The following is a 25201-nucleotide window of genomic DNA, read 5'->3' on the forward strand; positions in this document are numbered from 1 at the left end:
CTCCGTGCAGAACTCCGAAGCCATGGCCCTGTCCGCCGCCCTGCTCGCCGTCGCCGGCGACCTCACGCAACGCATCCACGACGGGGTCGTGGCGCGCGGGTTCACCGATCTGCGGCCGGCGCACGGCTTCGCCTTCGCGCGGCTCGCGCCGGACGGCGCCACCGTCACCGATCTCGCGGCGCACCTCGGGGTGACCAAGCAGGCCGCGAGCCAGCTCGTGGACGAGATCGTACGCAAGGGATACGCCGAGCGGCGGCCGCATCCGCAGGACGCGCGGGCCCGGCTGATCGTGCTGACCGAGCGCGGCCGGGCCTGCACCCGGGCGGCGGAGGCGGCGGCGGCCGAGGTCGTGGGGGGATGGGCCGACTTGCTGGGTGAGGGTGAAGTGCGCGCGCTGGGGGAGCGTTTGGCGCGGATCGCTCCCTATGGTCCGATCAGGCCCGCGTGGTGACGGTCTGCCAGGGGACGGTGATGTTTCGGTTATCGCTGGAAGTTTTTACTGACGCGTAACTTCTCACTTGGGCTACTCGCCCGTAACTTGACACGTGAACAGCATCCTCGTGATCCGGATCACAGGGTTACCCCACCTCCCTTGAGCCGCAAGGAGATCACCCGATGCTGCCTTGGAAACGTGCGCTCAGACCCCTCGCCGCACTGCTCCTCACCGCCGCCGTCGCCACCGTTCCCGCCGCGACGGCCGCCGCCGACACGGCGCCCAGCAGTGGTTGGAACGACTGGTCCTGCAAGCCCTCCGCCGAACATCCCCGCCCGGTCGTCCTGGTGCACGGCACCCTGGGCAACTCGGTCGACAACTGGCTCTCCCTCGCCCCCTACCTGAAGGACCGCGGTTACTGCGTCTACTCCCTGGACTACGGCCAGCTGACCGGCGTTCCCCTCTTCTACGGCCTCGGCCCCATCGACAAGTCGGCCGAGCAGCTGTCGGCCTTTGTGGACAAGGTGCTCGCCGCGACCGGAGCCGCCAAGGCCGACCTGGTCGGCCACTCCCAGGGCGGTGTGATGCCCCGCTACTACCTGAAGTTCCTCGGCGGAGCGGCCAAGGTGAACGCCCTCGTCGGCCTGGCCCCCGACAACCACGGCGCCAGCCTGAGCGGCCTCACCAACCTGCTGCCGTACTTCCCCGGCGCCTCGGACCTGATCAAGGCCACCACCCCCGGCCTCGCCGACCAGATCCCCGGCTCCGCCTTCCTCGCCAAGCTCAACGGGGACGGCGACACCGTCCCCGGAGTGCACTACACGGTCATCGCCACCAAGTACGACGAGGTGGCCACGCCCTGGCAGAACGACTACCTGAGCGGTTCCGACGTCCACAACGTCCTGCTCCAGGACCTGTGCCCGCTCGACCTCTCCGAGCACGTCGCCATCGGCCTGTTCGACCGCATCGCCTTCCACGAGGTGGCCAACGCGCTCGACCCGGCCCACGCCACCGACACCACCTGCGCGTCGGCCTTCAGCTGACGTGCCGCCGGGGCCCGTCCGGCCTGAGCCGCCGGACAGGCCCCGGAACCTCACCGGCGGTGCGCGCCACCCGCCGCGCGCCGCCGCACCGACAGGAACAGCGCCGCCGAGCCGAGCGCCAGCGCCGCCGCGCCGCCGACAGCGGCGTACGAGGTGCCGGAGGAGGTGCCGGTCTCCGCGAGATCACGCGAAGTACCGGCCGCCTCAGGCGTGTTGGGCGTGTCGGGCGTGGTCGAGGGCTGCCGCGCCGGCTCCTGAGCCGCGGTCGGCGTGCCCTCGCCGCCGTGCCCGTGGTGCCGCATCGTCGACTTGTCGGCACCGGCCGCGATCTGCCGGTCGGAGGGCGCGGAGGCGGTCGGAGCGGGGGCGGGCCCCGTGCTCCCCGCGCCGGCGCCGCCGAAGTCCACGTCCGAGCAGGAGTAGAACGCCTCCGGACTGTCCGAGCGCTGCCAGATCGCGTACAGCAGCTGCTTGCCGGACCGCTCGGGAAGCGTGCCGGAGAACGTGTAGAAGCCGCCCGAGGCGACCGGGTCGGTGACCGTCGCCACCGGGTGCGCCAGATCCAGCCCGGACCAGGCCAGCGGCTTGGCGGGGTCGTAACCGGGCCTGGTGAGATACACCTTGAAGGTGCCCTTGTGCGGTGCCGTCACCCGGTACCTGAAGGTGTACGACCCGCTGCGCACGCGCGTCGCCGGCCAGTCGGCGCGGGCCAGGTCGAGGCCCTTGAACTCCTCGTTGTTCGCGCTGCACAGCTTGCCGTCCGGGATCAGCTTCCGGTGCTGTCCGGCGGCGTCGCCGATCCGGACGCCGTTCCAGTCGTACAGCGCCTGGGTGCCGCCGGCCGCCACGGCCGCCCTGCACGCGGCCGACTTCGGGCTCTCCGGACCCTCCGCGTAGCACTGCGAGACCCGGCTGACCGGGTCGCCCATCGAACCGTGCGCGGACGCCGGAGCGGCGGCGAGCACGGTCAGGGCGAGGGGCGGCAGACCGAGCACGGCGACGACGGCGGCCGCGCGACGGGCACGAGCGGGCATGCGGAACTCCTCGGAAACGGTCCTTCGGCGGGGGCGGACTCGGGGGACCCCGGGGGACCCGGGCGGAACCCTGGGAACCCCGGGGGCCCGTGGGGGGTGATCCGAAGCTAGCCCCGGAAAACCGGGAAATCGCCTGCTGCGGGCGGAGGAAGGAGATCCTTATGGTGCCGTTAAGGCGGGACTAACCGGGGGCTCAGGAAGCGGACGAGGGACCGTCCTGCCCAGCTGCACCCGAGCAGTCCTAGCGTCCGCGGCGGTCCGTGTTCGTCCGCACCCGGACGCCCCGGTTGGCTCCCGGATTGGCTCCCGGCTGCGCCTAGGCATCCTGCGCCAGGACCTATGCCACATGGCTTGGGTCTCGCGCGGTCTGCAACACGGTCAGCTGAGGAGACACCGCCCGCCCGGGCGCAGTTCGCGGCTCTTGGAGAGATCATCCCTACGGGGCTCCCTCACAGCACCCCCCGTGCCCAGCATCCATCCCCGGGCAGGATGAACTTCATCACCGGGCTGGTCCGGACGACCCTGAATAACCAGTCAAGTGCTTCCGTTCGCTCGTCGAGCCGGCACGGTATCCGCGAACAGGGGCCCACCCCGGCGGCGCGGTTCGCATCCTGTCGGGGGCGAGGGACAAGCGGCGAGACCCCCCACCTGTCTTGGTAGAGGGTCTCGTCCAGTAGCGGCGCGGGCGGAGTCGCTGCCTTCGCGGGCTCAACGGCTCTTGTACATCGCGACCGTGAAGCTGACGTTCTTACCGTCGTGGTAGTCGGTGCTGTCCCACACCGAGATGTGAGACCCGTCCTGCATCCGCAGTTGCAGCACCTCATCGGCGTTGCTCCAGTTGTATCCGACGAACTGGAAGTTCGGCTCGGGACTGTCTCCCATTCTCCTGCTTCCCCAGCTGCAGATATATGACGAGTCGTTCTCGCAGACGGACCAGGCCTTGGCGTACAGGTGGCAGCCAAATTCCTCTCCCCCCTGCCATACGTCGATACGCTTCAGCCTCGCGTCGGACGAGCGCCACGTTCCGTTGAACCGGCTGGCGGAGCACAAGGCGGCTGCTTCTTTCGTCGAGGTGACTGTGAGCACCACCGATAGGGAGAGCGTCAGGGCGGCCGTCAAGAGCAAGGCCATGATCTGGCGTAGTGGAATGCGGGCAGAAGAGACCTGTGTCATTGTGAACCTCCGAAAGCGGGTCGCTGCGCCGGGGATCCCGTCGTCACACGACGCGACGTCCCCTCCTGCGGCTGAACGCCACCCATTCGGGCCCGGATCATTTGGCCCTTTACCCCCTGCCTCTTCCAGAGCAGCACTCCGCAACTCTGATCGCAAGTCGGGATGACGAATCCGGCAGGAGCTTCATAGTCGCCGAAGGCCCACCACCCAGCCCTCACACAACGTGAATTGACCGGTCAACTAGGGGCGCTGTGTGATGCGCCGTCGCCAGACGCCAAGTTGACAATGCCGCGAACGCAACGCCAACTGGAATCAAGAGGATCCACGAGACGGCAAACGAAACAGCCCTGACGTGTCTCGATGGTGCGCCAAACTCCTTTGGCCGGGAGCTGCTTTGGGGCGAGTGATCATGGCCCCGTAAGCTTCCGGCGAGTCGGGCGGTCTGTGGACCTGCCCGTCAAGGCCGGACTAACGAGGGCTCAGGCTGTCCACTCGTGGTCACTTGGTCACTCCGGGCCGTAGTACAGCCGCAGGAACTCCTCCATCGCCGCGTCGACGCCGGCCCGGTCACCGGTGGCGAGCAGGTCGAGCAGCAGACCGCGGACGGTGGCGAGTCCCAGCCTGGCGCGGTTCCGGGCCGTGGCGGGGTCCGTCCCCGCGCCGGTCTCGGCGGCCACGAGCGGCTCCAGCCAGTCCGACACGAGCCCTTCGAGGACCGGGACGGCCTCGGGACGGCCGCGCAGCGCGTGTCCGCAGATCTCGAAGAAGAGCCGCTCCTGACCGGCCAGCCGAGGGTCCGTCAGCTGCCGCCACAGCAGCCGCGCGACCTCGGCGGGAGAGAGCCCGGGCTCCAGCCGGAGCCGGGACAGCAGCTCGCGTTGGCGCCGCTCCGACGCCCGGACGATCTCCACGAGCAGCTGTTCCCTGGAGCCGAAGTAGTGGATCAGCATGCGGTGGCTGACGCCGATCGCGGCGCCGAGGCGGCGCAGGCTCAGGTCCGCGATGCCGTGCGCAGCGACGTGGTCGACAGCCGCGTCCACCAGGCGCGCGCGCCGGTCCCGGTCCGCGCCCTGTCCGGACACGCCCCGCTCCGCCTCGCCCTGCCCGGCCTCGTCGTCGGGATCCGGGCCGCCCGTGTTCGGCACGACGCGAGTGTACCCATGGGTGCAGGCCGCATGTACCGTCTGGTACATGAAGCCTGTCACCGTGTCGATCGACGTGGCACAGACGCCCGAGCAGGTCTACGACTTCCTCGATGTCATGGCTCACCACGAGCGGTTCACCGACCACTACCTGACCGGCTGGCGCTACCGCGGCCCCCGCCGGGGCGTCGGCTCGGGTGCCACGGTCACCGCCGCACTGGGCGGCGTGCGGACCGACGTCACCATCGAGGTGGTCGAGGCCGAGGCACCGCGACGGATCGTCGAACGCAACGTCAGCGCGGCCGGCCGCCGCCAGGCCCGTGGCACCTACCTCATCGACCCCTTGCCGGCAGGCGGGAGCCGGGTCTCGTTCACCTACACCTGGGCCCGCGCTCCGCTGGCCGACCGGCTGCTGGCACCCGTCGTGCGGACCACCATGCGGCGCGCCAACCGCACGGTCATGCGGCGCCTGGCCACCGAACTGGCCCACCACGTCCGCGCCGCCGGCTCCTGACGGATACGGATAGCGTGCGTCCATGATCGAGGAGAACCCGGAACGTGTGCGGCCGGCCGTCGCCGAGGACGTGCCGGCCGTCAAGGCGGTGACGGACGCGGCCTACCACCACTACATCGAGCGCATCGGCGTGGTGCCGCAGCCCATGGAGGCGGACCACGCCTCGAACGTGGCCGCCGGCAAGGTGTTCGTCACGGGGGAACCCGTCGATGGACTGGTCGTGATCGAGGCGTTCACCGGCCACCTCTTCCTGGACAGCATCGCCGTCCACCCCGACGCCCACGGCCGGGGCGTCGGACGGCGGCTCCTGCGCTTCGTCGACGCACGCGCGCGTCAGCTGGGTCTCGGCGAGATCAGGCTCTACACGAACGCGCTGATGTGGGAGAACCAGAAGATCTATCCGAAGTACGGATACGAGGTCGTCGAACGCCGTGTCGACGGGCCCTACGACCGGATCCACTACCGCAAGCGGCTGGACTGACGGGCCGCGACGGGTCAAGCCTCGGGCCACCAGGTGCGCGCGATGTCCTTGCGCACCTCGGGTCGTCCCGCGGGGCGGTCCTCCGCCTCGTCGCGGAGCCGGCGGCTGTCCGTCTTCTTCAGGGGCTTCTGCACGGTGACGCGGCGCATGGCTGCCTCCTTCAGTGCCTACCGGGTTTCCGCGTTGGCACGGTGGTAGACGCTTTTGGCGAGAGTTCCTCATCGGAGCCGGGTTGTCAGTGGCGGCTGTCACTCTGTGGGTATGACGAGTACGAGTGACGACACGGTTGCGGTGGGTAGGCGAAGGGGTGTCACGCCGACCGAGGGTGTCAGGCCAGCAACCCTTCGAAGCCGCCGGTGCGGGCCAGCCGCTCCAGTTCGGCCAGGGCGGCCACGGCGGCGGACGCGGCCTCCGGGTCCGTCTCCGTCAGGCCGCTCCCGGCGAACTCGTCCTCGTCCAGACGCCGTACGTCCGCGCCGTCGGCCGAGCGCCACAGGTCCAGGTCGAGGTCCTCCACGACCAGTTCGCCGTCGGTGCGGACCGCCGGCCGGGTGATGTCGCAGTACCAGCCCTTCACGGTCCCGTCGGCCGCGCGCACCTCCTTCACCGAGTACCAGCGGTCCCGCCAGTAGTACTCGGTGAAGACGTCGCCCGCCTCGAACCGGACGAAGCCGAAGTCGCGGACGCCCGCTCCCGCCCAGGGCGCGCGTACGGCGATGCGGGTGCCGTCGTCCTGGAGCAGCTCGGCCGGATAACGGATCTTCGTCCGGCCTGCCTTGACCAGGACGATCTCCAACCGGGCCGTCGGTTCAGCCGAGTTCGCGGACATAGCGCACCTCCGTGGCGCAGATCTCGTATCCGAGCCACGCGTTGATCGCGAGCATCGGGCCGTTGCCGGTGTCGTTGCCCGTGAGCGCCTCCGTGCAGCCGGCGGCGCGGGCGCGGTGCAGTGCGTGGACCTTGGCGAGCTTGGCCAGCCCCCGCCCGCGGTACGCCCGCGCGGTGCCGGTCATGGCCGTGGCGTACCGGGAACCGCCGTCGGTGTAGGCCACGCTGAAGGCGGCGGGACGGCCGCCGGCCAGCACCACGGTGGTCAGCTCACGGTTGAGCAGCGGGTGCTCCCAGGTCTCCGCGATCCAGGCCTGGTAGTCGGTGAACTCCGCGTCCACGTCGCTCGGTTCGTCCGCCGTCGTCTCCGCGTCCAGCTCGAACAACGGGCGCGGGTCGGCCGCGAAGTCGGCGGCCGTACGCACCTCGACGCCGGCCGGGGGAGCAGGCAGCGGCGGCAGCGCGGCCCGGGCCAGATCCAGACGCAGGAAATGCGCGGACCGCCCGGGCCCGTAGCCACGCCGTTCGGCGAAGGCCCGGTTGGCCGGGTCGTCCAGCAGCCAGGCGAACAGCTTGGTCGCCCCGTGCCCGGCCAGGTGCTCCTCGGCCGCACGGACCAGCAGCCCGCCCGCGCCGCGCCGCGTCCGGTCCGGGCGCACATAGACGTTGAGCAGCCCGTGCCCCGGCTCCGGGCTGTCGTGCGCGAGGGCCACCTGGGCGGTGCCGATGACCTCGCCGTCCTCCTCCGCGACCAGGGATCTGAACCGGGCCTCGGGCGGTGTCCGGGTGAGGTGGTGCAGGATGGCGTCCGGGGTCCACAGGATGTAGGGCAGAGCGAGATGCCGTACGCGGGCGAAGGCCTCGACATCGGACCGGTCGGCGGGGCGCAGGTCGCGCACGATCACTGTCATGGGCAGGCACAGTAGGCGCAGGCGTGCCGGGGATGCCTCTTGTTTTCCGCCGGGTACGGGACAATCGGCCCGTGAGCCTGAAGATCCGCATCGATGACAGCGCGCCCCCGTACGAGCAGGTGCGGGCGCAGATTTCCGAGCAGGCGCGGTCCGGGGCACTGCCGGTGGGATACCGGCTGCCGACCGTGCGGGGGCTGGCCGAGTCCCTGGGCCTCGCGGTGAACACGGTGGCCAAGGCGTACCGGGCGCTGGAGGGCGACGGGGTGATCGAGACGCGCGGACGCAACGGAACGTTCGTGGCCGCCGCCGGCTCGGCCGCGGAGCGTGAGGCCTCGCTGGCCGCTCAGGCGTACGCGGAGCGGGTGCGGAGGCTGGGGCTGGGGGAGCCCGAGGCGCTGGCCGCCGTGCGGGACGCCCTGCGGGCGGCTTACGGGGAGTAGGGCGGTCTGGGTTTCCGGTCGCGGCTGAGGAGGGTTCGGCACCGCCGGTCCGCGCCGTCGTGGCCGAGCGCCGTCGCGGCGGAGAAGACATCGCGGCAGCGCGTGGACGCGACAGGAAGGAGTCACCCCAGTTCGGCGGGCTCCGGGATCCGTGTCACCCGCAACCCCGCCCGTCCCGCCGCTCTCCCGAACGTCACCGCGTCCCGCACTGCCGCACCCCCCGGATCGTTGTTGAAGTACGCGTACACGTCCTCCCCCTGCCCCCACGTCGTCGCGATGCGGTCGACCCACGTCTCCAGGGACCGCTTGCCGTAGCGCGGCCAGGGGTGGGCCCGGCCCTGGTGGAAGCGGACGTAGCCCCAGCCGGTGGTGCGCCACAGGGGGGTGACCGGGCGGGCCAGGACGTCCGCCCAGCACAGGGCCGCGCCCCGGGCCGACAGGACGTCCCGCACCTCGGGTGTCCACCAGGAGTCGTGGCGCGGCTCGACCGCGACCCGCGTACCGGACGGGAAGCAGGCCAGGCAGGCGTCCAGCAGTCCGGGGTCGGCGCGCAGGGTCGGGGGCAGCTGGAGGAGGACCGGGCCCAGGCGGTCGCCCAGGCCCGCCGCGTGGCTCATCAGGCGGTCGACCGGTTCCTCGGGGTCCTTCAGGCGCTTGATGTGGGTCAGATAGCGGCTGGCCTTGACCGCGACCACGAAGTCCGCCGGCACCCGGTCCCGCCACGCCTCGAAGTTCTCGCGCGAGGGAAGACGGTAGAACGCGTTGTTGATCTCCACCGTCGCGAACAGGCGCGTGTACTCCTCCAGCCACAGCCGCGCCGGGACCCCGGCCGGATAGACGAGGTCCCGCCAGTCCTTGTACTGCCACCCGGAGGTGCCGACGAACCAGGTCACAGCACCATCAAAGCACTACAGGTACAGGCCCGCGTCCGCACCGTCCCGCGCCCCCGGCACCGAGGTCGGTGCCGTGCCCCGGCGCAGTGCGTACAGCTCGGCCAGCGTCGCCCCGTCCCGGCCGATGGCGTCCTCCCGGCCGAGGGCGTCACCGCCGAGCCAGTCCACCGCCTCCCGGTGGGTCAGCTTGCCCACCTCGATGCGGGCCAGACAGCGGCCGGGGCGGACCACGGCCGGATGCAGGCGCTCCAGGTCCTCGTTGGTGGTGACGCCGACCAGGACGTTGCGGCCCTGTCCGAGCAGGCCGTCGGTGAGGTTCAGCAGCCGGGACAGGGCCTGGCCCGCCGTGTGCTTGGCCTCGCCGCGGATCAGCTCGTCGCAGTCCTCCAGCAGCAGCAGCCGCCAGCGGCCCTTGCCGGCGCCGTCCTCCTCGCCGATCGCGATGTCCATCAGATAGCCGACGTCGGAGAACAGGCGCTCGGGGTCCAGGACGCAGTCCACCTGGCACCAGTCGCGCCAGGAGCGGGCCAGGGTGCGCAGCGCCGAGGTCTTGCCGGTGCCCGGAGGACCGTGCAGCAGGAGCAGACGGCCCGCGATGTCCTCCGGGGTCGTCCCCATCAGGCGGTCCATCGCCTCCGCCACCGGTGCCGTGTAGTTGGGCCGGACCTCCTCCCAGGTGCCCGCGGAGATCTGCCGGGTGGTGCGGTGCGGGCCGCGCCGGGGGGAGACGTACCAGAAGCCCATGGTGACGTTCTCGGGCTGTGGCTCGGGCTCGTCGGCGGCGCCGTCCGTGGCCTGGTCGAGGACCTTCTTGGCCAGTTCCGCGCTGGTCGCGGTCACCGTGACGTCCGCGCCGCGGTTCCAGCGGGAGACCAGCAGGGTCCAGCCGTCGCCCTCGGCGAGGGTGGCGCTGCGGTCGTCGTCCCGGGCGACCCGGAGCACCCGGGCGCCGTCGGGCAGCAGGGTCGCGCCGGAGCGGACGCGGTCGATGTTCGCCGCGTGCGAGTACGGCTGCTCGCCCGTCGCGAAGCGGCCGAGGAACAGCGCGTCGACGACGTCGGAGGGCGAGTCGGAGTCGTCGACGTGGAGCCGGATCGGCAGAGCGTCGTGTGGGTTCGCAGACATGCGGCCATGATCCGGCACGGGGGTGCTGTGCGCACGGCATTTCGCGGCGGCGGAAGCGTTGTTCTTCGGCTGCGGGCCGTCGTGGGCTGGTCGAGCCCACGCGGCGGAGCCGCATATCGCAACAGCCTCGCGCCCCTTTGGGGCGCAATACCTGCCGGAGGCCTGGCCTCCGCCGTTACTGTTGTCCCCGATGGGACGTCATGGGTGGGAATCGGATACTCGGCGGTGGCGGCTCACCGCCCTGCTCGGAGTGGGCGCCGCCGTGCTGGCCCTGGCGGTGACCCTGTTCGGAACGCTGTCCGGCGGGCCCAGCACGGCCGGCACCATACGCGACGGCGACACGGTGCACGGCACCCCCGCGAGCCCGAGCGCGACACCGGAGCCGTACGTCGGCTGGGGCTTCACGCACACCCAGTACAGCGCCGACGAGGGCGCCGGGGCGGCGACCGCGCGCGTGGCGCAACTGCTCGGGCGGAACGCCGGGCTGGCGCAGAACCAGCACATCATGGGCTGGGGCGCCGACAACCCCGAACCGGTCAAGGGGCACTACGACTTCGGCGCGCTGGACCGCCGCATCGACTTCGTGCGCGCCTCCCACGGCACCCCGGTGATCACCCTGTGCTGCTCCCCGGACTGGATGAAGGGCGGCAGGGCCGGGGTGGACAACACGAACTGGAGCCGGACCGCCCTGGAGACGGCACCCACGCCCGCCCACTACCAGGACTTCGCCGACCTCGCCGCCACCGTGGCCCGGCGCTACCCGGACGTGCGGCACTTCATCGTCTGGAACGAGTTCAAGGGCTTCTGGAACGACGCCAGGTCCCGCTGGGACTACGAGGGTTACACGAAGCTGTACAACCTCGTGTACCGGGCGCTGAAGAAGGTCGACAAGGACATCATGGTCGGCGGGCCGTACCTGGTGATGGACAGCGTCGATCCACGTGACCAGAACGCCTCCGGCGGGCTCAAGGGTCCCTGGGGCGCCATGGACCAGCGGGTGCTCGACGCCTTCTCGTACTGGAACGCGCACAAGGCGGGCGCCGACTTCACCGTGGTCGACGGCTCCAGCTACACCCGCGACGACGACCTGCTGCCCGACGAGTTCGCGGCCACCGACAAGCTGACGGCGGTCGGCGCGTGGGTACGGCAGCAGACCCGCGGGCTGCCCCTGTGGTGGGCCGAGTACTACGTGGAGCCCGGCGACGGCAACGACGACCGCAAGGGCTGGACCGAGCCGCACCGGGTCGCCGTCCAGGCCACCGGGATGATCGCCATGGTCAAGGGCGGCGCGGAGTCCGGCTTCTACTGGAACCCGGAGGAGAAGACCGGCACCGGCTGCGCCGGCTGTCTGTGGACGCCCACCGACGGCGGCGGCGGGGGACAGGCCCTTCCCATGTACGACCTGGTGTCCCGGTTCGCCAGGGCGTTCCCGCCCGGCACGAGGTACGAGACGGTCCAGGTCGCTCCGGACGACGTACCCAACGTCAGGGTCCTGGCCAGTGCCAGGACCGTCCTCGTCGTCAACACGCGGAACCGGACGATCAGCGCCCAGGTGGACAGCAAGCGGTTCGACATGCGGCCGTACGAGGTGAAGTGGCTCGACCGCTGATCCGGCCGAGCCACCCTCACTTCATGGTCAGGAACCGCTGCACCAGCGAGGCCAGCACCACCGCCAGCAGCGGCAGCGCGAACCAGAACGTGCCCTGGAGCAGCCGCAGTTGACGCACGCCGGGCCGGACCGCGACCCGTACGACCTCCCGCGCGGCCAGCAGCAGGATCAGGACCACGGCGGACAGGGCGCCGACCACCGACCACGGGGTCCAGGTGACCTGTGGCCCGATCGGCCCGGGCTTCGGCTCCGGCACCGCGCCCGCCGGCCGCTTGCGCAGCGCGAACACGGTGACGTCGTCGTTGACCAGGACCTTCGTCAGCTCCTGCCGGTTGTCCAGGTTCTCGATCAGCCGGGGCTCCCAGGTCGTGGCGTAGCCCGCGTCCAGCTGCAGATAGGTGACCTGGCTCTTGTTGATCATCAGGTACGAGTTCGGGCCGGCGTCCTTGAGCGCCTTGACCAGGCCCGAGACCAGCACCGGGTCGGTCGGGGCCAGGGTCGGCACGTAGTTCACCCGCTCCATGTCCTTCGCCCCCCACGGCATGGCCGGGGTCACGTCGTTCACCGTGTCCTGGGTCAGCCACAGCAGCCGCAGGGTCGGCTTGTCGTGGGCGTACACCCAGTTCATGGCCGCGACCTCGCCGGGCCGGGTGCGCTCGAACGGCTCGTTGCCCCAGCGGGCCACCAGGAAGCCGCCCAGCAGCAGCAGCCCGGCCAGCAGCGCGGCCAGCGGGGCGAGGCTCACCCGGTCCTTCGCCCGCTCCTGCGCGGTGACGCCGGTGCGCGGGAAGAGGGCGAGGGCGCCGAGCAGGGCCGCGCCCGGCACCGCGAACATGAAGACGCGCAGCGCCATCTCACCGCCGTACGACTGCATGCCGAAGCCGAGGAACGGCACGAAGGTGAGCACCAGCAGGGAGCGCTCGCGGTAGCGGTGGAAGCGCCGGCGCCACCAGCCCCAGCAGGCGAACGCCATGACCGAGCCGGCCAGCAGCACCCGGGTGTACAGCACCAGCTTGTGGGTCGAGCTGCCGCCCTGGATCCGGCCGGAGACGGAGGTCGAGACGTTGCTGCCGACCCCGCCGACCCCGCCGAACAGGTCGTTGAAGTGCCCGGACCAGTACGGCTCGGCCATGAAGCCGACCCAGACGGCGACGACCACCGCGAACAGCAGCGGAAGCCCGCGCAGTTCGGACCGGCCGAGCAGGACCAGGGCGGCGAGCACGCCGAGCATGACGAACGGGGTGAGCTGATGGGCGGGGACGCTCGCCGCGTACAGGCCGATCAGCACCAGGAGCAGGACGGCCCGCTGCCGTCGGTCCGCAGGCTCCACCTCCGCCTCGCCGGGACGGAACGTCGTCCAGATGACGCGGGGCGGGCGGAACCAGACCAGCAGGACCGCCACGAACATCAGGTACAGCAGGTAGGTGAAGCCCTGCGGGGAGAAGTAGTCCTGGCCGACCCAGCCGCACAGCACGAACAGCCAGACGCCGGTCCACTTCGCCCGCCAGCTCGCCCGCAGCGACCGGGTGAGCAGGAACATCGGGGCCAGATAGGCGAGTTGGACGGCAGTCGGCCACCAGCGGATGACCTCGGTGAAGTCGCTGACCCCGCAGGCCCGGCCGACGAACGCGGCCACCGCGAAGAAGCCGGGCCAGCTCCAGCGGGCGTCGAGGTCCGGTACCGCGGACCCGGTGCGGTCGATGTAGTCGATGAACCCGAGGTGCTGCCAGGCCGTCGGGAACCGCGGCTCGGTCTCGATCACCGCGGGCAGCGCGTGCAGCGAGACGACCGTCGCCACCAGCGTGAGCAGCAGCAGCGCCCGGTGCTCGCGGCGCAGCCACAGCAGCGCGGCGAAGACGGTCACCAGCAGGGCGGCGCCGACGAGCGTCGGCAGCGGCAGCACCGAGACCAGCCCGAGCCCGCCCATCCGGTCCAGGTCGGCCTCGCCGAGCCGTAGCGCGGGCACCCAGTACAGCAGCAGCGCGGCGATCAGCAGACAGCCGAGGACGACACCGGTACGGGTGGGCAGCAGCCGCTGCCGGAGCGGCACGGGAGCCGGCGGCTCCGCGGGCGCGGGCTGCTCGGCCTCGGGTTCGTCCGGTACGGGCTCCTGCGGGAGGGACGCGTCGATCTCCACCACGGAGTCCATTGTCCCGGGGGACACCGCCAACTCCTCCTTGGTGAACGGCGCGTCGACCTCCGCCGCCTCCGCCTCCCGCAGCAGTTCGGCCTCCGCCGGGCCCAGCGAGGCCTCGCTGCCGGGCTCCCGCTCCTCCACCGGGAGCCCGACCGGAAGCTCCACCGCAAGCTCCACCGGAGGCGCCGGTGACGGCACCGGCGTACCGGCGGGCGGGGTGCCGGGGCCCGGGCGGACGTCCGGGCGGCGCTCCACATGGTCGAAGTCGACATGGATGCCGAGGGCGAGGGTGTCGGAGTCCAGCGCCCAGGCCGGGCTGTGCCGGCGCGCCGGGGCGGCGGCCGGGACCTCGCGCGCGCCCAGGTCGGCGAGGTCCCCGTCGGGCGGCGCGGTGTCGGGCACGGCGTCGGTCGCGGTCCGGACCGTCCGCCACAGCCTCGGCGCGGCGATCGCGGCGATCACCGCGAGGCTGGCGGCCTCGGCGACACCCGCGCCGGTCAGGCCCATCCGGGGCAGGAGCAGCAGGGTCAGGCCCAGCACCAGCACGCACAACAGGCCCTGCAGCCAGGCGAGTCCGGCGGTGCGGCTGCGCGCGCGCAGCACCGCGAAGTAGGTCTCGATCACGACCCGCAGCACCGAGCCGACCGCGAGCCAGCGCAGCAGCGGGGTCGCCGCGTGCGCGTAGCCCGAGCCGAACACGCCGAGGATCCAGGGCGCGCCGAGGATCCACAGGGCCGCGATCGGCACCATGATGCGGGCCATCCGCTTCAGCGCGGCGCGGGTGTAGCCGGCCAGCCGTCCCGGGTCGTGCGAGCCCTCGACCGTGAGGGAGGCGCCCATGTTGATGGCGAGCAGGTCGGTGGTGCCGCCGATGGTGGTGGCGATGTAGAAGTAGGCGTTCTCGGCGGAGCTGACCTGGGAGGCGACGAGGACCGGGACGAGGTAGATCACCGCGAGCGAGAACAGCGAACCGGTGTAGTCCCCGGCGAGGAACCTGCCGACCTGCTTCAGCGTGGGCGGCTCGGTGCGGCCCTCGGTCGCCTTGACGTGCCGGGGCACCAGACGCCGGAACACCAGCCAGCCCAGCGGCACCACCGAGGTGGCGATCGCGGCCACCCAGGACACGAAGACACCGGTGGTCGCGAGGGCGGTGGCGAACGCGACGAGCAGGGCCAGCTTCACGGCCGAGAACACGGTGTTGCCCACCGGCACCCAGGTCGCGCTGCGCAGCCCGGTCAGCACCCCGTCCTGCAGGGTGAGCACGTTCCAGGCGATGACGGCCACGATGAAGCCGAGCCCGTTGACCGTGCCGTGCAGGAACCGGTACGACGGCCCCCAGGTGTCCAGGGTCAGCAGGAACACCCCGGCGGCCACCGCCACCAGCAGCGAACTGCCCGCGTACGTACTGAAGATGAGCCGCCCGGTGCGTTTGCCGGCCACCGGGATGAAGCGGGCCAGGGCGCCGGTCAGGGTGACCGCGGTCAGGCCGGCGAGGAACTTCATCGCGGCGATGGCGGCCGACCCCTGCCCGACCGCGTCCTCGGAGTAGTAGCGGGCCGCGGCCAGCCAGAAGCCGAGCCCGAGGACGGCGGAGATGCCGGTGTTGAGCATCAGCGCGTAGGCGTTGCGGAACAGCGGGCTGCCGCCCGGGGACCGGCCCGCCCCGGGCAGCCGGAGACGGCGCCCGGACCGCTCGGGCGCCTGGGCGTCGGTCGTCGTGGACTCGGTCGTGGTCGTCGTGTCAGACACGGGAACGGATGGCCTTCCGGCGGACCTGACGTGCTCTGCGGACGAGGGCGTAGCCCTTGGTGAGGGCGCGGTCCCTGGCGAAGGTGCGGGCGACGGCCCGGCCGTGCAGCAGCCGTTCGAACTCCTCCACGCCGGTGGAGCGCCGGACCGTGACCCGTCGCAGCGCGTACGGCCCCTGACGGCGGCGCGCGAGGGCGTTGCCGACGGCGAGGGCCTGGACGTAGCCGTCCTCGCGCACAGCCCGGCGCACCCTGCGGTCGGAGTAGCCGTACGGGTAGGCGAACGACACCGGCCGGGCGCCGAGTTCGTCCGTGACGATCCGGGTGCAGCGGGCCAGTTCCGTGCGCAGGGTTTCGTCGCCCAGCTGGTCGAGCTGCGGGTGGGTGTGGCTGTGCCCGCCGATCTCGACCCCGGCCGCGGCCAGTTCGCGCACCTGCCGCCAGTCGAGCATGGCGTCCAGGCCGCCCCCGGTGTCGTACGCGCCCCTGATCCAGCCGGTGGAGACGAACAGGGTGGCCGGGAAACCGTGCTTGGCGAGGACGGGCAGGGCGTGCCGGTGCACGCCCTCATAGCCGTCGTCGAAGGTGATCAGCACCGGCCGGGCGGGCAGCGGGCGGCCGGAGCGCCAGCGGTCCGCGAGGCCGGCGGTGGTGACCGGGGTCAGCCCCAGGTCCCCGATGAGCGCCATCTGCTCCGCGAACGCCTCCGGCGCGACCGACAGGGCGCGGGTGGCGTCATTGGGCGCGGTGGCCACGGAGTGGTACATCAGGATCGGTACGGCAGTGTCAGCCATCGGTGCCCCCTTGGTGCCGTTCGCCGCCGCGTCCGGCGCGCTCGACGGCGCCGGCGTCGGCCGCTGCGCCCCGGCCGCCGCTCGGTCCCGCGCCGCCCGCGGCGGGGGTGCGGCCTTCCCGCGCGGGGTCGGCACCGCCGGTCCGCTCGATCCGGCCGCGGGCCGGTTCACCGCCGGCCGGGTCCGCCTCGGCGCTGCCCGCTGGCGGTCGGCCGGCCTGCTGGACCGGCGCCGACGAGAAGGCCGTACCGTTCCGGCGCGCCCTCAGGGTCCCCACCGCGTAGCCGCCGGCGGCGCTCAGCACCCCGGCGACGATCGCGCCCGCGCGTCCCGCGCCGCCCGGCCGGGCGAGCAGGGCGTCCCGCAGGCCACGAGCGACCCCGGCGGGCAGCACCCTGGTGGTGTACCGGCGTTCGGACTCCAGGCCCTTGTCCGCGCCGACGCTCCGCGCGACCAGCGCCTTGGACAGGCCCTCGGCGTAGGTGCGGGTGCGGAAGTAGGCGAAGTGCTCACGGGGTTCGGGGACCCGGTGGTGGATCACCGCGCGGTCGTCGATGAGCAGCACGGCGTCGGGGCGGGCCCGGGTGAGGCGGATGCACAGCTCCGTCTCCTCGCAGCCGAGGGGGCGCCGGTCGCCGTCACGTCCGATGCCGGTAGCGAAGCCGCCCGCCGCCTCGAACGCCGTACGCCGGAAGGAAGCGTTCCCTCCCAGGACGTTGCGGACCCGGACCCGGCCCGGCGGCAGCCCCTTGTAGGTGCAGCCCACCACCCAGTCGAACTCCTCCGGGAACCAGGCCGGGCGCCGGCCCGACGCCCAGACCGGCACCGTACGGCCGCCGACCGCCATGACCCGCGGGTCGGCGTAGCCCTCGGCGAAGCGGCGCAGCCAGTCGCGTTCGGCCACGGCGTCGTCGTCCAGGAAGGCGATGACCTCGCCGTGGCAGGCCGCGATGCCGGTGTTGCGGCCGGCGGACAGGCCGCGCGGGCCCGCGTTGGCCAGCACCCGGACGCCCGCGGTCTCCTTGTACTCGCGCTCCAGCCGGTCCTTCAGGGCCGGGTTGTGGTCCACGACCAGGAGCGTCTCCAGCGCCGGATACGACTGCGCGCGCACCGAGGAGACCGCCGCGAGGATGTCCTCCCAGCGGTCCTCGGTGTACACGCAGATCACGACGCAGATGCCGGGATCTCTCAAGACACCTCTCCCCGGACCGCGTCGAGCATCGGCGAGTGGTGTTCCTGGCGGCGCAGCTCGCGCCGGTTGGAGCGCTCCTTGAGGATGACCTTGAGCACCCGGAACCCGTCGCGCACGGCCCGCAGGTTGCTGGTGCCGTGGATGCGCAGGTACTCGTGGCTGGGGATCTCCTGGACCTTCAGACCGGCCTTGACCACTCTGATGTTCATCAGCGTCTCGACCTCGAAGCCGGTGCAGTCGAGGTCGATCTTGTCCAGGCAGTGCCGCCAGAACGCGTTGTAGCCGTAGCAGAGGTCGGTGTAGCGGGCGCCGAACTTGCGGTTGACCACGGTGCACAGCGCCCAGTTGCCGAGCTTGCGGATGAAGGTCATGTCGTCGGTGCCGCCGCCGTTGGCGAAGCGCGAGCCCTTGGCGAAGTCGGCGCCGGAGACCAGCGCGGAGACGTAGCTGACGATCTCGCCGCCGTCGGCCGAGCCGTCCGCGTCGACCATCACGATGATGTCGCCGCTGCACGCCTCGAACCCGGTGATCAGGGCGTCCCCCTTGCCCTTGCCGTGCTGTTCGACGACCTTGACGTCCGGCCACAGGGAACGGGCCACTTCGACGGTGTCGTCCGTGGAATTGCCGTCCACCAGGACGACTTCGTGTATCCAGTCCGGGAGTGTCTTGAAGACGTAGGGCAGGTTCTCCGCCTCATTCATGGCGGGAATCACCACGCTCACCGGCGGTGTGATCGCCAGGTGGGAGGAGATCGGCCGGTAGTGCGTGGCGATTAAAGGATCTTGCCCGGCACTCGGCGGGCGCAGGACGGAACTCATGAGTCTTTTCCCTCTCGTCCGGTGGACCGCCCACCCCCGGGCGGCCCGGCTCTGTGTCCGGTTCGAAAGGGGGGTTCTCATCTTCGGCACGGAAAACCGATCTCCCAATCGGTCTCCGTGCACGCCGATGAGCTGGCAAAGCTGGCCGGCCCGCCGGAGAAGAACGGCAGCCGGTCGCGCGGCACGACTCGGTCACAGTTGCGGTCACCGAGCACGGCACCCCCCTACCGCGCCCCGCGCCGGTGGACGCCGCGGCCCTGAGCCCTCCCCTGGAGCCGTGTGCCGACGTGCCGGTGCGGGTGAGATGTACGACGGTATTGACGATTGAACCCGAAAGGCAACCCCTGGGGGACTGCCTCACAGTTTTGTTGGTTTGGCCGTTACACAACTTTGGCCGGTGTTGCTCGCTGTTGTGTGCGTTTTCCGGAAATTCGTTCCCGGACCACGACCAGGAGCAGGAGCAGCAGGCTCAGCACGGTCACCGCGACCACCCCGCCGCGGACCGACCAGCGGTGCACCGCGAGCATGCCTTGGGCGATCAGCATGTTGACGACGACCGAGCCCGCGAGCGCGCAGAGCGCGCGGCCGAACGGATCCAGCCCGCGCAGCGCCGCGGCGAGCGCCGTGGCCGGCGCCGCGAGCAGGAAGAGCAGGCTGCACGGGCCGCGCAGCGGAGAGGCGGAGTCGGCGAGAGCGAGCAGCGCGCCGGTCAGTGCCACGGCGGTCACGGCCCCCGCGAGCAGCGGCAATGAAGATGTCTTGGTGTGGATGGTCTGCATGGCCGCCTTTGCCCCCCGACGTGCCGGATGCCGGGCTTCAATGTGGCGCAGTCCATGGGGGGTCGTCAAGACGGCGATTGTCGAACCGTCAACAGAGTTGCCATGTCCATGCAATAGATGAGCGGTGAACGTTTCGCGTTGATCCTGTTGAGACCCCAAAAGTCTTGGCATGGACACTTCCCGTCAACACGCGTAGTTGCTACGACAGTTGTGGCAGAGATCCTGCTAAAGGGAGGTTCCATGAGACGTTCCCGACTTACCGGATTCGTGACCTCGCTCCTCCTCACCGCCGGCCTCGGTCTCACCGGGGCCGGCCATGCGACCGCCGCCACCGGTGGCTATGTGGCCCTCGGCGACTCCTACTCCTCCGGAGTCGGCGCGGGCAGCTACATCAGCTCCAGCGGCTCCTGCGATCGCAGCACCAAGGCGTACCCGTACCTGTGGAACGCCGCCCACAGCCCGTCCTCGTTCGCCTTCAACGCCTGCTCGGGCGCCACGACGGACGACGTCATGGCGAACCAGCTCGGCTCGCTGAACTCCGCCACCTCACTGGTGTCCATCACCATCGGCGGGAACGACGCCGGCTTCTCCGACGTCATGACGACCTGTGTGATCCAGTCCGACAGCGCCTGCATCGACCGGATCAACACGGCCAAGGCGTACGTCGACTCCACGCTCCCCGGCAAGCTGGACACCGTCTACAACGCGATCAGCGCCAAGGCCCCCGGCGCCCGGGTGGTCGTGCTCAGCTATCCCCGCTTCTACCTGCTCGGCCAGACCTGCCTCGGGCTCTCCGACACCAAGCGGTCCGCCATCAACGGCGCGGCCGACTACATCGACGCCGCCATCCAGAAGCGCGCCCAGGCCCACGGCTTCGTCTTCGGTGACGTCCGCACCGCCTTCTCCACCCACGAGATCTGCTCCGGCGACTCGTGGCTGCACAGCGTCAACTGGCTCGACATCAGCGAGTCGTACCACCCCACCGCCGCCGGTCACTCCGGCGGCTATCTGCCGGTGTTCACGAGCAACGCGTGACCCGAACGGGCTCGCCCCTCAGGGTGAACTCGACGGCGAGCCCGATGCCGATGCGGAGGCCCCGCCCGACGGGGTCTCCGTCGCCGTGGCCGTCGTGCAGCTCACCGAGAACGGGACCGCGTCCGACGTGGTCTGCACCGGAGCGCGCACTTTCACCTTGATCTGGTCCTCGGTCGTCCCGCTGCCGCGGTACACCGTCAGGGTCACCCGCACCTGCCGGGTCTTCCCGCCACCCTCCGGGAACGACAGCGTGTGCCACCCCGGGTCGGACACGGTTCCGCGGGTCGTCACCCAGCGGTACTCCACCCGCGCGGGCAGCCGTCCCACCGTGAACGTCGCCGTGAACGAGGGCGTCTGCGCGTCCGGCGGCGGACAACTCCCGGAGTACGTCGTGTGATCGCCGGCCACCGTGACGTCCACGGACTGCGCCGGCCGTGTGTCCGAGGACGTGCCGCCGCTCGCCGACGGCGGCGACGACGTGCCCGCGTCCGTGCTGCCGTGCGCGGTCGGCGTCCCCGCGCCGCCGGTCACCCGGGTGCCGCCGCCCGCGTTCTGCCGGCCGCCGCCGTGGTGCCGGTTCAGCAGTGTGTACGTCAGCCCCGCCAGCGCGAGCGCCAGCACGAGCAGGCCCGCCACCAGCACCGCGCCCGCCCGCCGGGTGCGCTGCGGCCCGTCGGGCGCCGTGGGCGCCGTGGGCGCCGTGGACGTCGTGGACGTCGTGGACGTCGAGGGCGCCGGAGTGCCGGACAGGGGCAGCGGCGGGGTGGGGGAGGGGTGTGGGTGCGGGGCCGCGACCGTCGGGGCGATGTACGGCGGCACCGGCAGCGTGGCCGCCCGGGGCGTTCCCCCGGCCGCGACGATCCGCAGCTCGTGTTCCGCCCGCTCGGCGTCGAGCCGCTCGGCGGGGTCCTTGCGCAGCAGCCCCTCGATCACCGCTGCCAGCGGACCGGCCCGGTGCGGCGGCGGCAACTCCTCGTCCACCACGGCCCGCAGGGTGCTGATCGGGGTGTCGTACCGGAACGGCGAGACGCCCTCCACCGCCGCGTACAGCAGCACCCCCAGCGACCACAGGTCCGACTCGGGCCCCGGGGTCCGCCCCAACGCCCGCTCCGGAGCGAGGAATTCGGGCGAGCCGATCACCTCGCCGGTCATGGTCAGCGCGGAGCTGCCCTCGACCGAGGCGATCCCGAAGTCGGTCAGCACCACCCGGCCGTCGTTCGCGAGCAGCACATTGGCCGGCTTCACGTCCCGGTGCAGCACCCCGGCGGCGTGCGCGGCGCGCAGCGCGGACAGCACCTCGGCGCCGATGTGCGCGGCCCGCTGCGGCGACAGCGGACCCTCCGCCTCCAGCTGGTCGGCCAGCGACAGCCCGCGCACCAGCTCCATCACGATCCACGGCCGGCCGCCCTCCAGGGCCACGTCGTACACCGTGACCACATTGCGGTTCGCGACCCGCGCCGCCGCCCACGCCTCCCGCTCCAGGCGCGCGTACAGCCGCTCCACGTCGGAGGCGGGCAGCCCGGCCGGGGCCCGTACCTCCTTGACGGCCACCTCGCGGTGCAGCACCTCGTCCCGGGCGCGCCACACGGTGCCCATGCCGCCCTCGCCCAGCGGGGACAGCAGACGGTAGCGGCCCGCGATCACACGTTCGCGGCCCGGCTCTTCGGACACGGGCGCCCCCCAGGCAAGTCGCGGTGATGTCTCTCCGTCGCGTGATGTCACCTCAAGTTAGCTCAGCCGAGCGCGGATGCGGCCCCTTTGACCACCAATCCGGCACCCAGCGCCATGACGACCAGCGCGGACGCGAGCGGCACGCAGCGGCGCACCAGCCCGGCCACCGGGTGGGCGGTCCAGCGCGGCCGCCGCTCCAGCACCCGGCTCATCCCTGAGCCCAGCCGCACCACCGCGAACCCGGCCGCGGTGAGCGTCAGCGCGAGCCCGGCGCCGTAGGCCACGACGAGCAGCAGCCCGAACCAGGCCTTCCCGAGCGCGGCGGCACCGACGAGCACCACCACGGCGGAGGGACTGGGCACCAGGCCCCCGGCGAACCCCAGCAGGATCGTGCCGCGGAGGGTGGGGGCGGTGGGGTGGGTATGGGTGTGGCCGCCGTGGGTGTGCGTGTGGCCGCCGTCGTCGTGGGTGTGGCTCCCGTGACTGTGGGGGTGCCCCTCATTGGTGTGCACCCCGTGGCTGTGCTCCACATGGTTGCCCTCACCATGGCTGTGCTCCCCATGGTGCCCATGGCTGTGCTCCCCATGGTGCGCGGGCTGGTGATGGCGGGCCGACCACACCCTCCGTACGAGGTTGGCTCCCGCCACCAGGACCAGCGCCCCGCCCGCGATGCCCAGCCAGGCGATCACCGAGGGCGTGGCGGCGGAACCGGCCGTGACGAGCAGACCCAGGGCGACCACGCCGAGGGTGTGGGTCACGGTGACCGAGGCGGCCAGCGGCAGGACGTCCCGGAGCCTCGCCCGGCCCCCGCGGGCCGCCGCGGCCGCGGCCATCAGGGTCTTGCCGTGGCCCGGCGCGAGCGCGTGCAGCGCGCCCAGGACGACGGCGACGAGCAGCGCGAGCGCGGCGAAGCCGACGGTGAGGTCGCGCCGGGCCACCAGGTCGTCCAGCGCCCGGGTCCAGCGGTCGGCGCCCCGTGGCAGGATCGCCGCCCCCGGCGCCGCCTGCCGCTCCTCGGCGAGGGCCGGCCCGCCGGGGCGCAGCCGTACAGTGGCGGCGGTGGTGTCGGCCGGGGAGGACAGCAAGTCCTTGGGATACACGGTCAGTTCGTGCGAGACCGATGTCTTCGGCACGTCCGACGCGGTGAGCGTCATACGGTCGCCGCGCGCGGTGATCTCCCGCCAGCCGGGTCCGCCGCCGGTCCCCGCGCTGTGGAAGCCGAGGGTCACACCCGCGCCCCGGGGGAGCGGTGCGGTCAGCCGGCACTCCACGCGGAGGGTGTGCAGCCCGGCCTGGCCGGGACGCAGCCGCGCCGTGGCGCCGACGGCGGTCAGCGGGGCCGTACGGCCGTCCACCGTGAGCCTGCTGTCCTCGGCGGCCCGCGCACACCGCTGCCGGGCCCACTCGCCCGTGCCCAGCCGCTCGAGGTCGGGCCCGGCCTGCGTCGCCGGGATCTCGGCGAGGTCCTCCACATGGTCGACGCGGAGCTGCCCGGGGGCGGCGACCAGGCCGTCGTAGCGGTTGACGGTGAAGTTCCCGAGCGGATGGGCGCTCGCCGGGCCGGCCGGCAGCAGCGCGAGCGCGCACCCGGCGAGGAGCAGGAAGGGCAGGCGCAGGGACGAGGGACGCGGCTTCACTTCGCCGCCTCCAGGGCCTTGCGGGCCTCGGCGGCGCCGAGCGGGGAGAAGCCGGGGTTCAGGCGCAGGGCCGAGGTGAGGGAGGCCCGGCCGGCCGCGCGGTGGCCCGTGGCCAGCTCGATCATGCCGCGGTGGTAGAGGAAGGCGGCGTTGCGGTACCCGGTGGCGGTGGCCCGGCGGGCGTACGGCAGGGCCTCGGCGCCCCGGCCGTTCGCGTGCAGCGCCCAGGCCAGCGCGTCCGCGGTGTGCACGGTGTGCCGGCGGGCCCATTCGGCGCGGGCCGCGCGCAGGGCGGCCGCCTTGTCGCCGTGGTCGGCGGCGGCCAGCGCGGTGTCCAGGTCGGCGTTGACGCCGTTGGCCCGGGCCAGCGCGATCCACGCGTCGACGAGGGCGTACTGCCGGCGCGCCCTGGCCCGGTCGCCGGCCGCGCCGCGCGCCTCGTACAGCTCGCCCAGTTCGACGAGCGGGCCCGGCAGCGGATATCTGGACACCACCGTCTCCATCCCCTTGATCGCCGCCGCGCGGTCGCCGCTCGCGGCCTGCGCCCTGGCCCGGCCCTCCAGCGCCGGCAGGTAGGTGTCGTCGGCGGCGAGGGCACGGGCGTAGTAGGTGAGGGCCGTCCTGTAGTCGCCCTGGTTCCACGCGAGTTGGCCGAGCTGGGCGGCCACGTACGCGGTGTCGCCGGGTGACGTGGCACCCGCCAGTGCCTGTTCCAGGACCCGGCGTGCGGTCGCCACGTCACCCCGTAGCTCGTGGACGTACGCGTACCGCGTGAAGACCGGCACTCCCGGCTTGCGCGCGTCGGCGGTCCCGGCGGCCTTCGACGCCTCGGCGTACTGGCCGAGTTCGACCAGGGCGTCGACCCGGGAGGACAGCGCGCGCTCGCTGTACGGGTTCTGCCGCAGGGCCCGGTCCGCGTAGGTCAGGGCGTCCTTGAAGTCGTGCCGGGCGGCGGCGAGGGCGGCCTGGCCGGCCAGCGCCTGGTCGTTGCCCGGGGCCAGCGCGAGGGACCGCCGCAGCGCCTTGTCCGCCTGCGGGTACCGGGAGGGATCGCCCTTGGTCCGTGCCTGCTCGACGTAGGCCAGGCCCAGCGTGGCCCAGCTCCCGGAGTCCTTCGGCTGGGTCCGCAGGTGCGCCTGGAGCGTGGCGATGCCCGCGTCCAGGTCACCGCCGCCGAGCGCGCCGGGGTCCACGGCGGTGGAGGCGGCCGGCACGGTGGCGGGCGCCGGGCCGGCCCCGAGGGCGATGGCCCCGCCGGTCAGCGCGACGGCCAGCAGGGCCGCACACCCCGCGAGCTGCGCGGCCCGCCAGCGCCGCCCGGCAGCGGCGAACCGCCGAACGGCGGCCACGCGCTGGTCGGGGCGGACGGTCGAGGGTGCTTCGGGGCCGTGCGCGATGTCCTCGGCGGGGTGCGAGCTGTCGGCCGGACGCTCTTCGGAGCCGGAGCCGGAGCCGGAGCCGGAGCCGGAGCCGGAGCCGGAGCCGGAGCCGGAGGAGGCGTGCTCGTCGGAGGTGTGCTCAGCGGAGGTGTGCTCAGCGGAGGCGGCAGGGGCCGATTCCGAGGGTTCTTCCGCCGCCGGCCCCGCGATCACCGTCCGCCCTGTGTTCACCGTGCGCCCCGTGTTCACCGCCGGCCCCATGCTTACCGCCGGCCCGCCGCTGTCCTGCTGCCCGTCCATGTCGTCGTCCTGTCTGCGCGGGCCCATGCCGTCTCCTGCGTCCGTCTGTCGTGTGGGAGGCGCGGCCCGCCGTGGGGGAGGGGAA

General features: G+C 72.3%; 22 protein-coding genes and 1 pseudogene. 7 read left to right on the top strand and 16 right to left on the bottom strand.

Annotated elements, in window-relative coordinates; translation table 11 throughout:
* The first annotated feature begins 4 nt into the window (after nt 1-4).
* Nucleotides 5-451: a MarR family winged helix-turn-helix transcriptional regulator gene (locus ABB07_RS30340; protein ID WP_208901705.1), complete on the top strand. Its 447-nt coding sequence runs from the start codon at nt 5-7 to the stop codon at nt 449-451.
* 164 nt (nt 452-615) lie between these two features.
* Nucleotides 616-1476, top strand: a complete 861-nt coding sequence (locus ABB07_RS30345) for an esterase/lipase family protein (protein ID WP_208901706.1) — start codon at nt 616-618, stop codon at nt 1474-1476.
* 50 nt (nt 1477-1526) lie between these two features.
* On the opposite strand, the gene ABB07_RS30350 is transcribed toward ABB07_RS30345, so the two are convergent.
* The 3 genes from ABB07_RS30350 to ABB07_RS30360 all read right to left on the bottom strand — a co-directional run bounded on the left by ABB07_RS30350 (nt 1527) and on the right by ABB07_RS30360 (nt 4828).
* Complete coding sequence (locus ABB07_RS30350; protein ID WP_208901707.1) at nt 1527-2510, bottom strand: lytic polysaccharide monooxygenase auxiliary activity family 9 protein; 984 nt, start codon at nt 2508-2510, stop codon at nt 1527-1529.
* A gap of 708 nt (nt 2511-3218) precedes the next feature.
* Nucleotides 3219-3683 carry a hypothetical protein gene (locus ABB07_RS30355; RefSeq protein WP_208903851.1) on the bottom strand — a complete coding sequence of 155 codons (465 nt, stop codon included), beginning with the start codon at nt 3681-3683 and terminating at the stop codon, nt 3219-3221.
* Between the two features lie 506 nt (nt 3684-4189).
* Nucleotides 4190-4828 (bottom strand): TetR/AcrR family transcriptional regulator, encoded by a 639-nt coding sequence (locus ABB07_RS30360; RefSeq protein WP_244189561.1) that lies wholly within the window; start codon nt 4826-4828, stop codon nt 4190-4192.
* Between the two features lie 46 nt (nt 4829-4874).
* On the opposite strand from ABB07_RS30360, the gene ABB07_RS30365 reads away from it, so the two are divergent.
* Nucleotides 4875-5339: an SRPBCC family protein gene (locus ABB07_RS30365; protein ID WP_208901709.1), complete on the top strand. Its 465-nt coding sequence runs from the start codon at nt 4875-4877 to the stop codon at nt 5337-5339.
* 22 nt (nt 5340-5361) lie between these two features.
* Nucleotides 5362-5820, top strand: coding sequence for a GNAT family N-acetyltransferase (locus ABB07_RS30370; protein ID WP_208901710.1), 459 nt, complete (start codon nt 5362-5364; stop codon nt 5818-5820).
* Between the two features lie 14 nt (nt 5821-5834).
* Here ABB07_RS30370 and ABB07_RS41590 read toward each other — a convergent pair whose 3' ends face one another.
* From ABB07_RS41590 to ABB07_RS30380, 3 genes are all read right to left on the bottom strand, one after another.
* Entirely contained in the window at nt 5835-5969 is a 135-nt protein-coding gene (locus tag ABB07_RS41590; RefSeq protein WP_279617408.1) for a hypothetical protein, read from the bottom strand.
* Between the two features lie 179 nt (nt 5970-6148).
* A complete protein-coding gene (locus ABB07_RS30375) occupies nt 6149-6649 on the bottom strand; it encodes a ribonuclease FAU-1 family protein (RefSeq protein WP_208901711.1) in 501 nt (166 codons plus the stop codon).
* Nucleotides 6630-7559 carry a GNAT family N-acetyltransferase gene (locus ABB07_RS30380; protein ID WP_208901712.1) on the bottom strand — a complete coding sequence of 310 codons (930 nt, stop codon included), beginning with the start codon at nt 7557-7559 and terminating at the stop codon, nt 6630-6632. The genes ABB07_RS30375 and ABB07_RS30380 overlap by 20 nt, the downstream gene beginning before the upstream one ends.
* Before the next feature lie 71 nt (nt 7560-7630).
* Between ABB07_RS30380 and ABB07_RS30385 the strand changes: the two genes are divergently transcribed.
* Nucleotides 7631-7999, top strand: a complete 369-nt coding sequence (locus tag ABB07_RS30385; RefSeq protein ID WP_208901713.1) for a GntR family transcriptional regulator — start codon at nt 7631-7633, stop codon at nt 7997-7999.
* A gap of 122 nt (nt 8000-8121) precedes the next feature.
* Here the strand turns inward: ABB07_RS30385 and ABB07_RS30390 are convergent, their stop codons facing one another.
* The gene (locus tag ABB07_RS30390) at nt 8122-8892 is read right to left on the bottom strand and encodes a DUF72 domain-containing protein (RefSeq protein ID WP_208901714.1); all 771 of its coding nucleotides are present in this window, start codon (nt 8890-8892) and stop codon (nt 8122-8124) included.
* A 15-nt stretch (nt 8893-8907) separates the two neighbouring features.
* Complete coding sequence (locus tag ABB07_RS30395) at nt 8908-10017, bottom strand: DUF5925 domain-containing protein (protein WP_208901715.1); 1110 nt, start codon at nt 10015-10017, stop codon at nt 8908-8910.
* Between the two features lie 190 nt (nt 10018-10207).
* Here ABB07_RS30395 and ABB07_RS30400 point away from each other — a divergent pair, with 190 nt between their 5' ends.
* Nucleotides 10208-11626: a GH39 family glycosyl hydrolase gene (locus ABB07_RS30400; protein ID WP_208901716.1), complete on the top strand. Its 1419-nt coding sequence runs from the start codon at nt 10208-10210 to the stop codon at nt 11624-11626.
* A gap of 16 nt (nt 11627-11642) precedes the next feature.
* Here ABB07_RS30400 and ABB07_RS30405 read toward each other — a convergent pair whose 3' ends face one another.
* From ABB07_RS30405 to ABB07_RS30425, 5 genes and pseudogenes are all read right to left on the bottom strand, one after another.
* On the bottom strand, nt 11643-15512 hold the full coding sequence (locus ABB07_RS30405; RefSeq protein WP_208901717.1) for a lipopolysaccharide biosynthesis protein: 3870 nt from the start codon (nt 15510-15512) through the stop codon (nt 11643-11645).
* Nucleotides 15505-16305: a polysaccharide deacetylase family protein gene (locus ABB07_RS30410; protein WP_208901718.1), complete on the bottom strand. Its 801-nt coding sequence runs from the start codon at nt 16303-16305 to the stop codon at nt 15505-15507. The genes ABB07_RS30405 and ABB07_RS30410 overlap by 8 nt, the downstream gene beginning before the upstream one ends.
* 211 nt (nt 16306-16516) lie before the next feature.
* Nucleotides 16517-17497, bottom strand: a pseudogene (locus tag ABB07_RS30415) (glycosyltransferase family 2 protein); the annotation flags it as partial.
* A complete protein-coding gene (locus ABB07_RS30420) occupies nt 17494-18315 on the bottom strand; it encodes a glycosyltransferase family 2 protein (RefSeq protein WP_208901719.1) in 822 nt (273 codons plus the stop codon). The gene ABB07_RS30420 and the pseudogene ABB07_RS30415, both read right to left, overlap by 4 nt.
* Nucleotides 18316-18695: 380 nt before the next feature.
* Nucleotides 18696-19094 carry a hypothetical protein gene (locus ABB07_RS30425; protein WP_208901720.1) on the bottom strand — a complete coding sequence of 133 codons (399 nt, stop codon included), beginning with the start codon at nt 19092-19094 and terminating at the stop codon, nt 18696-18698.
* A 240-nt stretch (nt 19095-19334) separates the two neighbouring features.
* Between ABB07_RS30425 and ABB07_RS30430 the strand changes: the two genes are divergently transcribed.
* On the top strand, nt 19335-20129 hold the full coding sequence (locus ABB07_RS30430) for an SGNH/GDSL hydrolase family protein (RefSeq protein ID WP_208901721.1): 795 nt from the start codon (nt 19335-19337) through the stop codon (nt 20127-20129).
* 18 nt (nt 20130-20147) lie between these two features.
* Here ABB07_RS30430 and ABB07_RS30435 read toward each other — a convergent pair whose 3' ends face one another.
* From ABB07_RS30435 to ABB07_RS30445, 3 genes are all read right to left on the bottom strand, one after another.
* A complete protein-coding gene (locus tag ABB07_RS30435) occupies nt 20148-21800 on the bottom strand; it encodes a serine/threonine-protein kinase (protein ID WP_208901722.1) in 1653 nt (550 codons plus the stop codon).
* A 62-nt stretch (nt 21801-21862) separates the two neighbouring features.
* Nucleotides 21863-23437: a HoxN/HupN/NixA family nickel/cobalt transporter gene (locus ABB07_RS30440; RefSeq protein WP_208901723.1), complete on the bottom strand. Its 1575-nt coding sequence runs from the start codon at nt 23435-23437 to the stop codon at nt 21863-21865.
* On the bottom strand, nt 23434-25143 hold the full coding sequence (locus ABB07_RS30445) for a tetratricopeptide repeat protein (protein WP_244189563.1): 1710 nt from the start codon (nt 25141-25143) through the stop codon (nt 23434-23436). Before ABB07_RS30445 ends, ABB07_RS30440 begins: the two co-directional genes overlap by 4 nt.
* Nucleotides 25144-25201 lie beyond the last annotated feature (58 nt).

The organism is Streptomyces incarnatus, from assembly GCF_001027185.1.
Classification (GTDB): Bacteria; Actinomycetota; Actinomycetes; order Streptomycetales; family Streptomycetaceae; genus Streptomyces; species Streptomyces puniciscabiei.

Coding starts and splice junctions, on each gene's coding strand:
- ABB07_RS30345 (WP_208901706.1), top strand. CDS start 616: ATGCTGCCTTGGAAACGTGCGCTCAGACCCCTCGCCGCACTGCTCCTC.
- ABB07_RS30350 (WP_208901707.1), bottom strand. CDS start 2,510: ATGCCCGCTCGTGCCCGTCGCGCGGCCGCCGTCGTCGCCGTGCTCGGT.
- ABB07_RS30355 (WP_208903851.1), bottom strand. CDS start 3,683: ATGACACAGGTCTCTTCTGCCCGCATTCCACTACGCCAGATCATGGCC.
- ABB07_RS30365 (WP_208901709.1), top strand. CDS start 4,875: ATGAAGCCTGTCACCGTGTCGATCGACGTGGCACAGACGCCCGAGCAG.
- ABB07_RS30370 (WP_208901710.1), top strand. CDS start 5,362: ATGATCGAGGAGAACCCGGAACGTGTGCGGCCGGCCGTCGCCGAGGAC.
- ABB07_RS41590 (WP_279617408.1), bottom strand. CDS start 5,969: ATGCGCCGCGTCACCGTGCAGAAGCCCCTGAAGAAGACGGACAGCCGC.
- ABB07_RS30375 (WP_208901711.1), bottom strand. CDS start 6,649: ATGTCCGCGAACTCGGCTGAACCGACGGCCCGGTTGGAGATCGTCCTG.
- ABB07_RS30380 (WP_208901712.1), bottom strand. CDS start 7,559: ATGACAGTGATCGTGCGCGACCTGCGCCCCGCCGACCGGTCCGATGTC.
- ABB07_RS30395 (WP_208901715.1), bottom strand. CDS start 10,017: ATGTCTGCGAACCCACACGACGCTCTGCCGATCCGGCTCCACGTCGAC.
- ABB07_RS30400 (WP_208901716.1), top strand. CDS start 10,208: ATGGGACGTCATGGGTGGGAATCGGATACTCGGCGGTGGCGGCTCACC.
- ABB07_RS30410 (WP_208901718.1), bottom strand. CDS start 16,305: ATGGCTGACACTGCCGTACCGATCCTGATGTACCACTCCGTGGCCACC.
- ABB07_RS30420 (WP_208901719.1), bottom strand. CDS start 18,315: ATGAGTTCCGTCCTGCGCCCGCCGAGTGCCGGGCAAGATCCTTTAATC.
- ABB07_RS30425 (WP_208901720.1), bottom strand. CDS start 19,094: ATGCAGACCATCCACACCAAGACATCTTCATTGCCGCTGCTCGCGGGG.
- ABB07_RS30430 (WP_208901721.1), top strand. CDS start 19,335: ATGAGACGTTCCCGACTTACCGGATTCGTGACCTCGCTCCTCCTCACC.
- ABB07_RS30445 (WP_244189563.1), bottom strand. CDS start 25,143: ATGGGCCCGCGCAGACAGGACGACGACATGGACGGGCAGCAGGACAGC.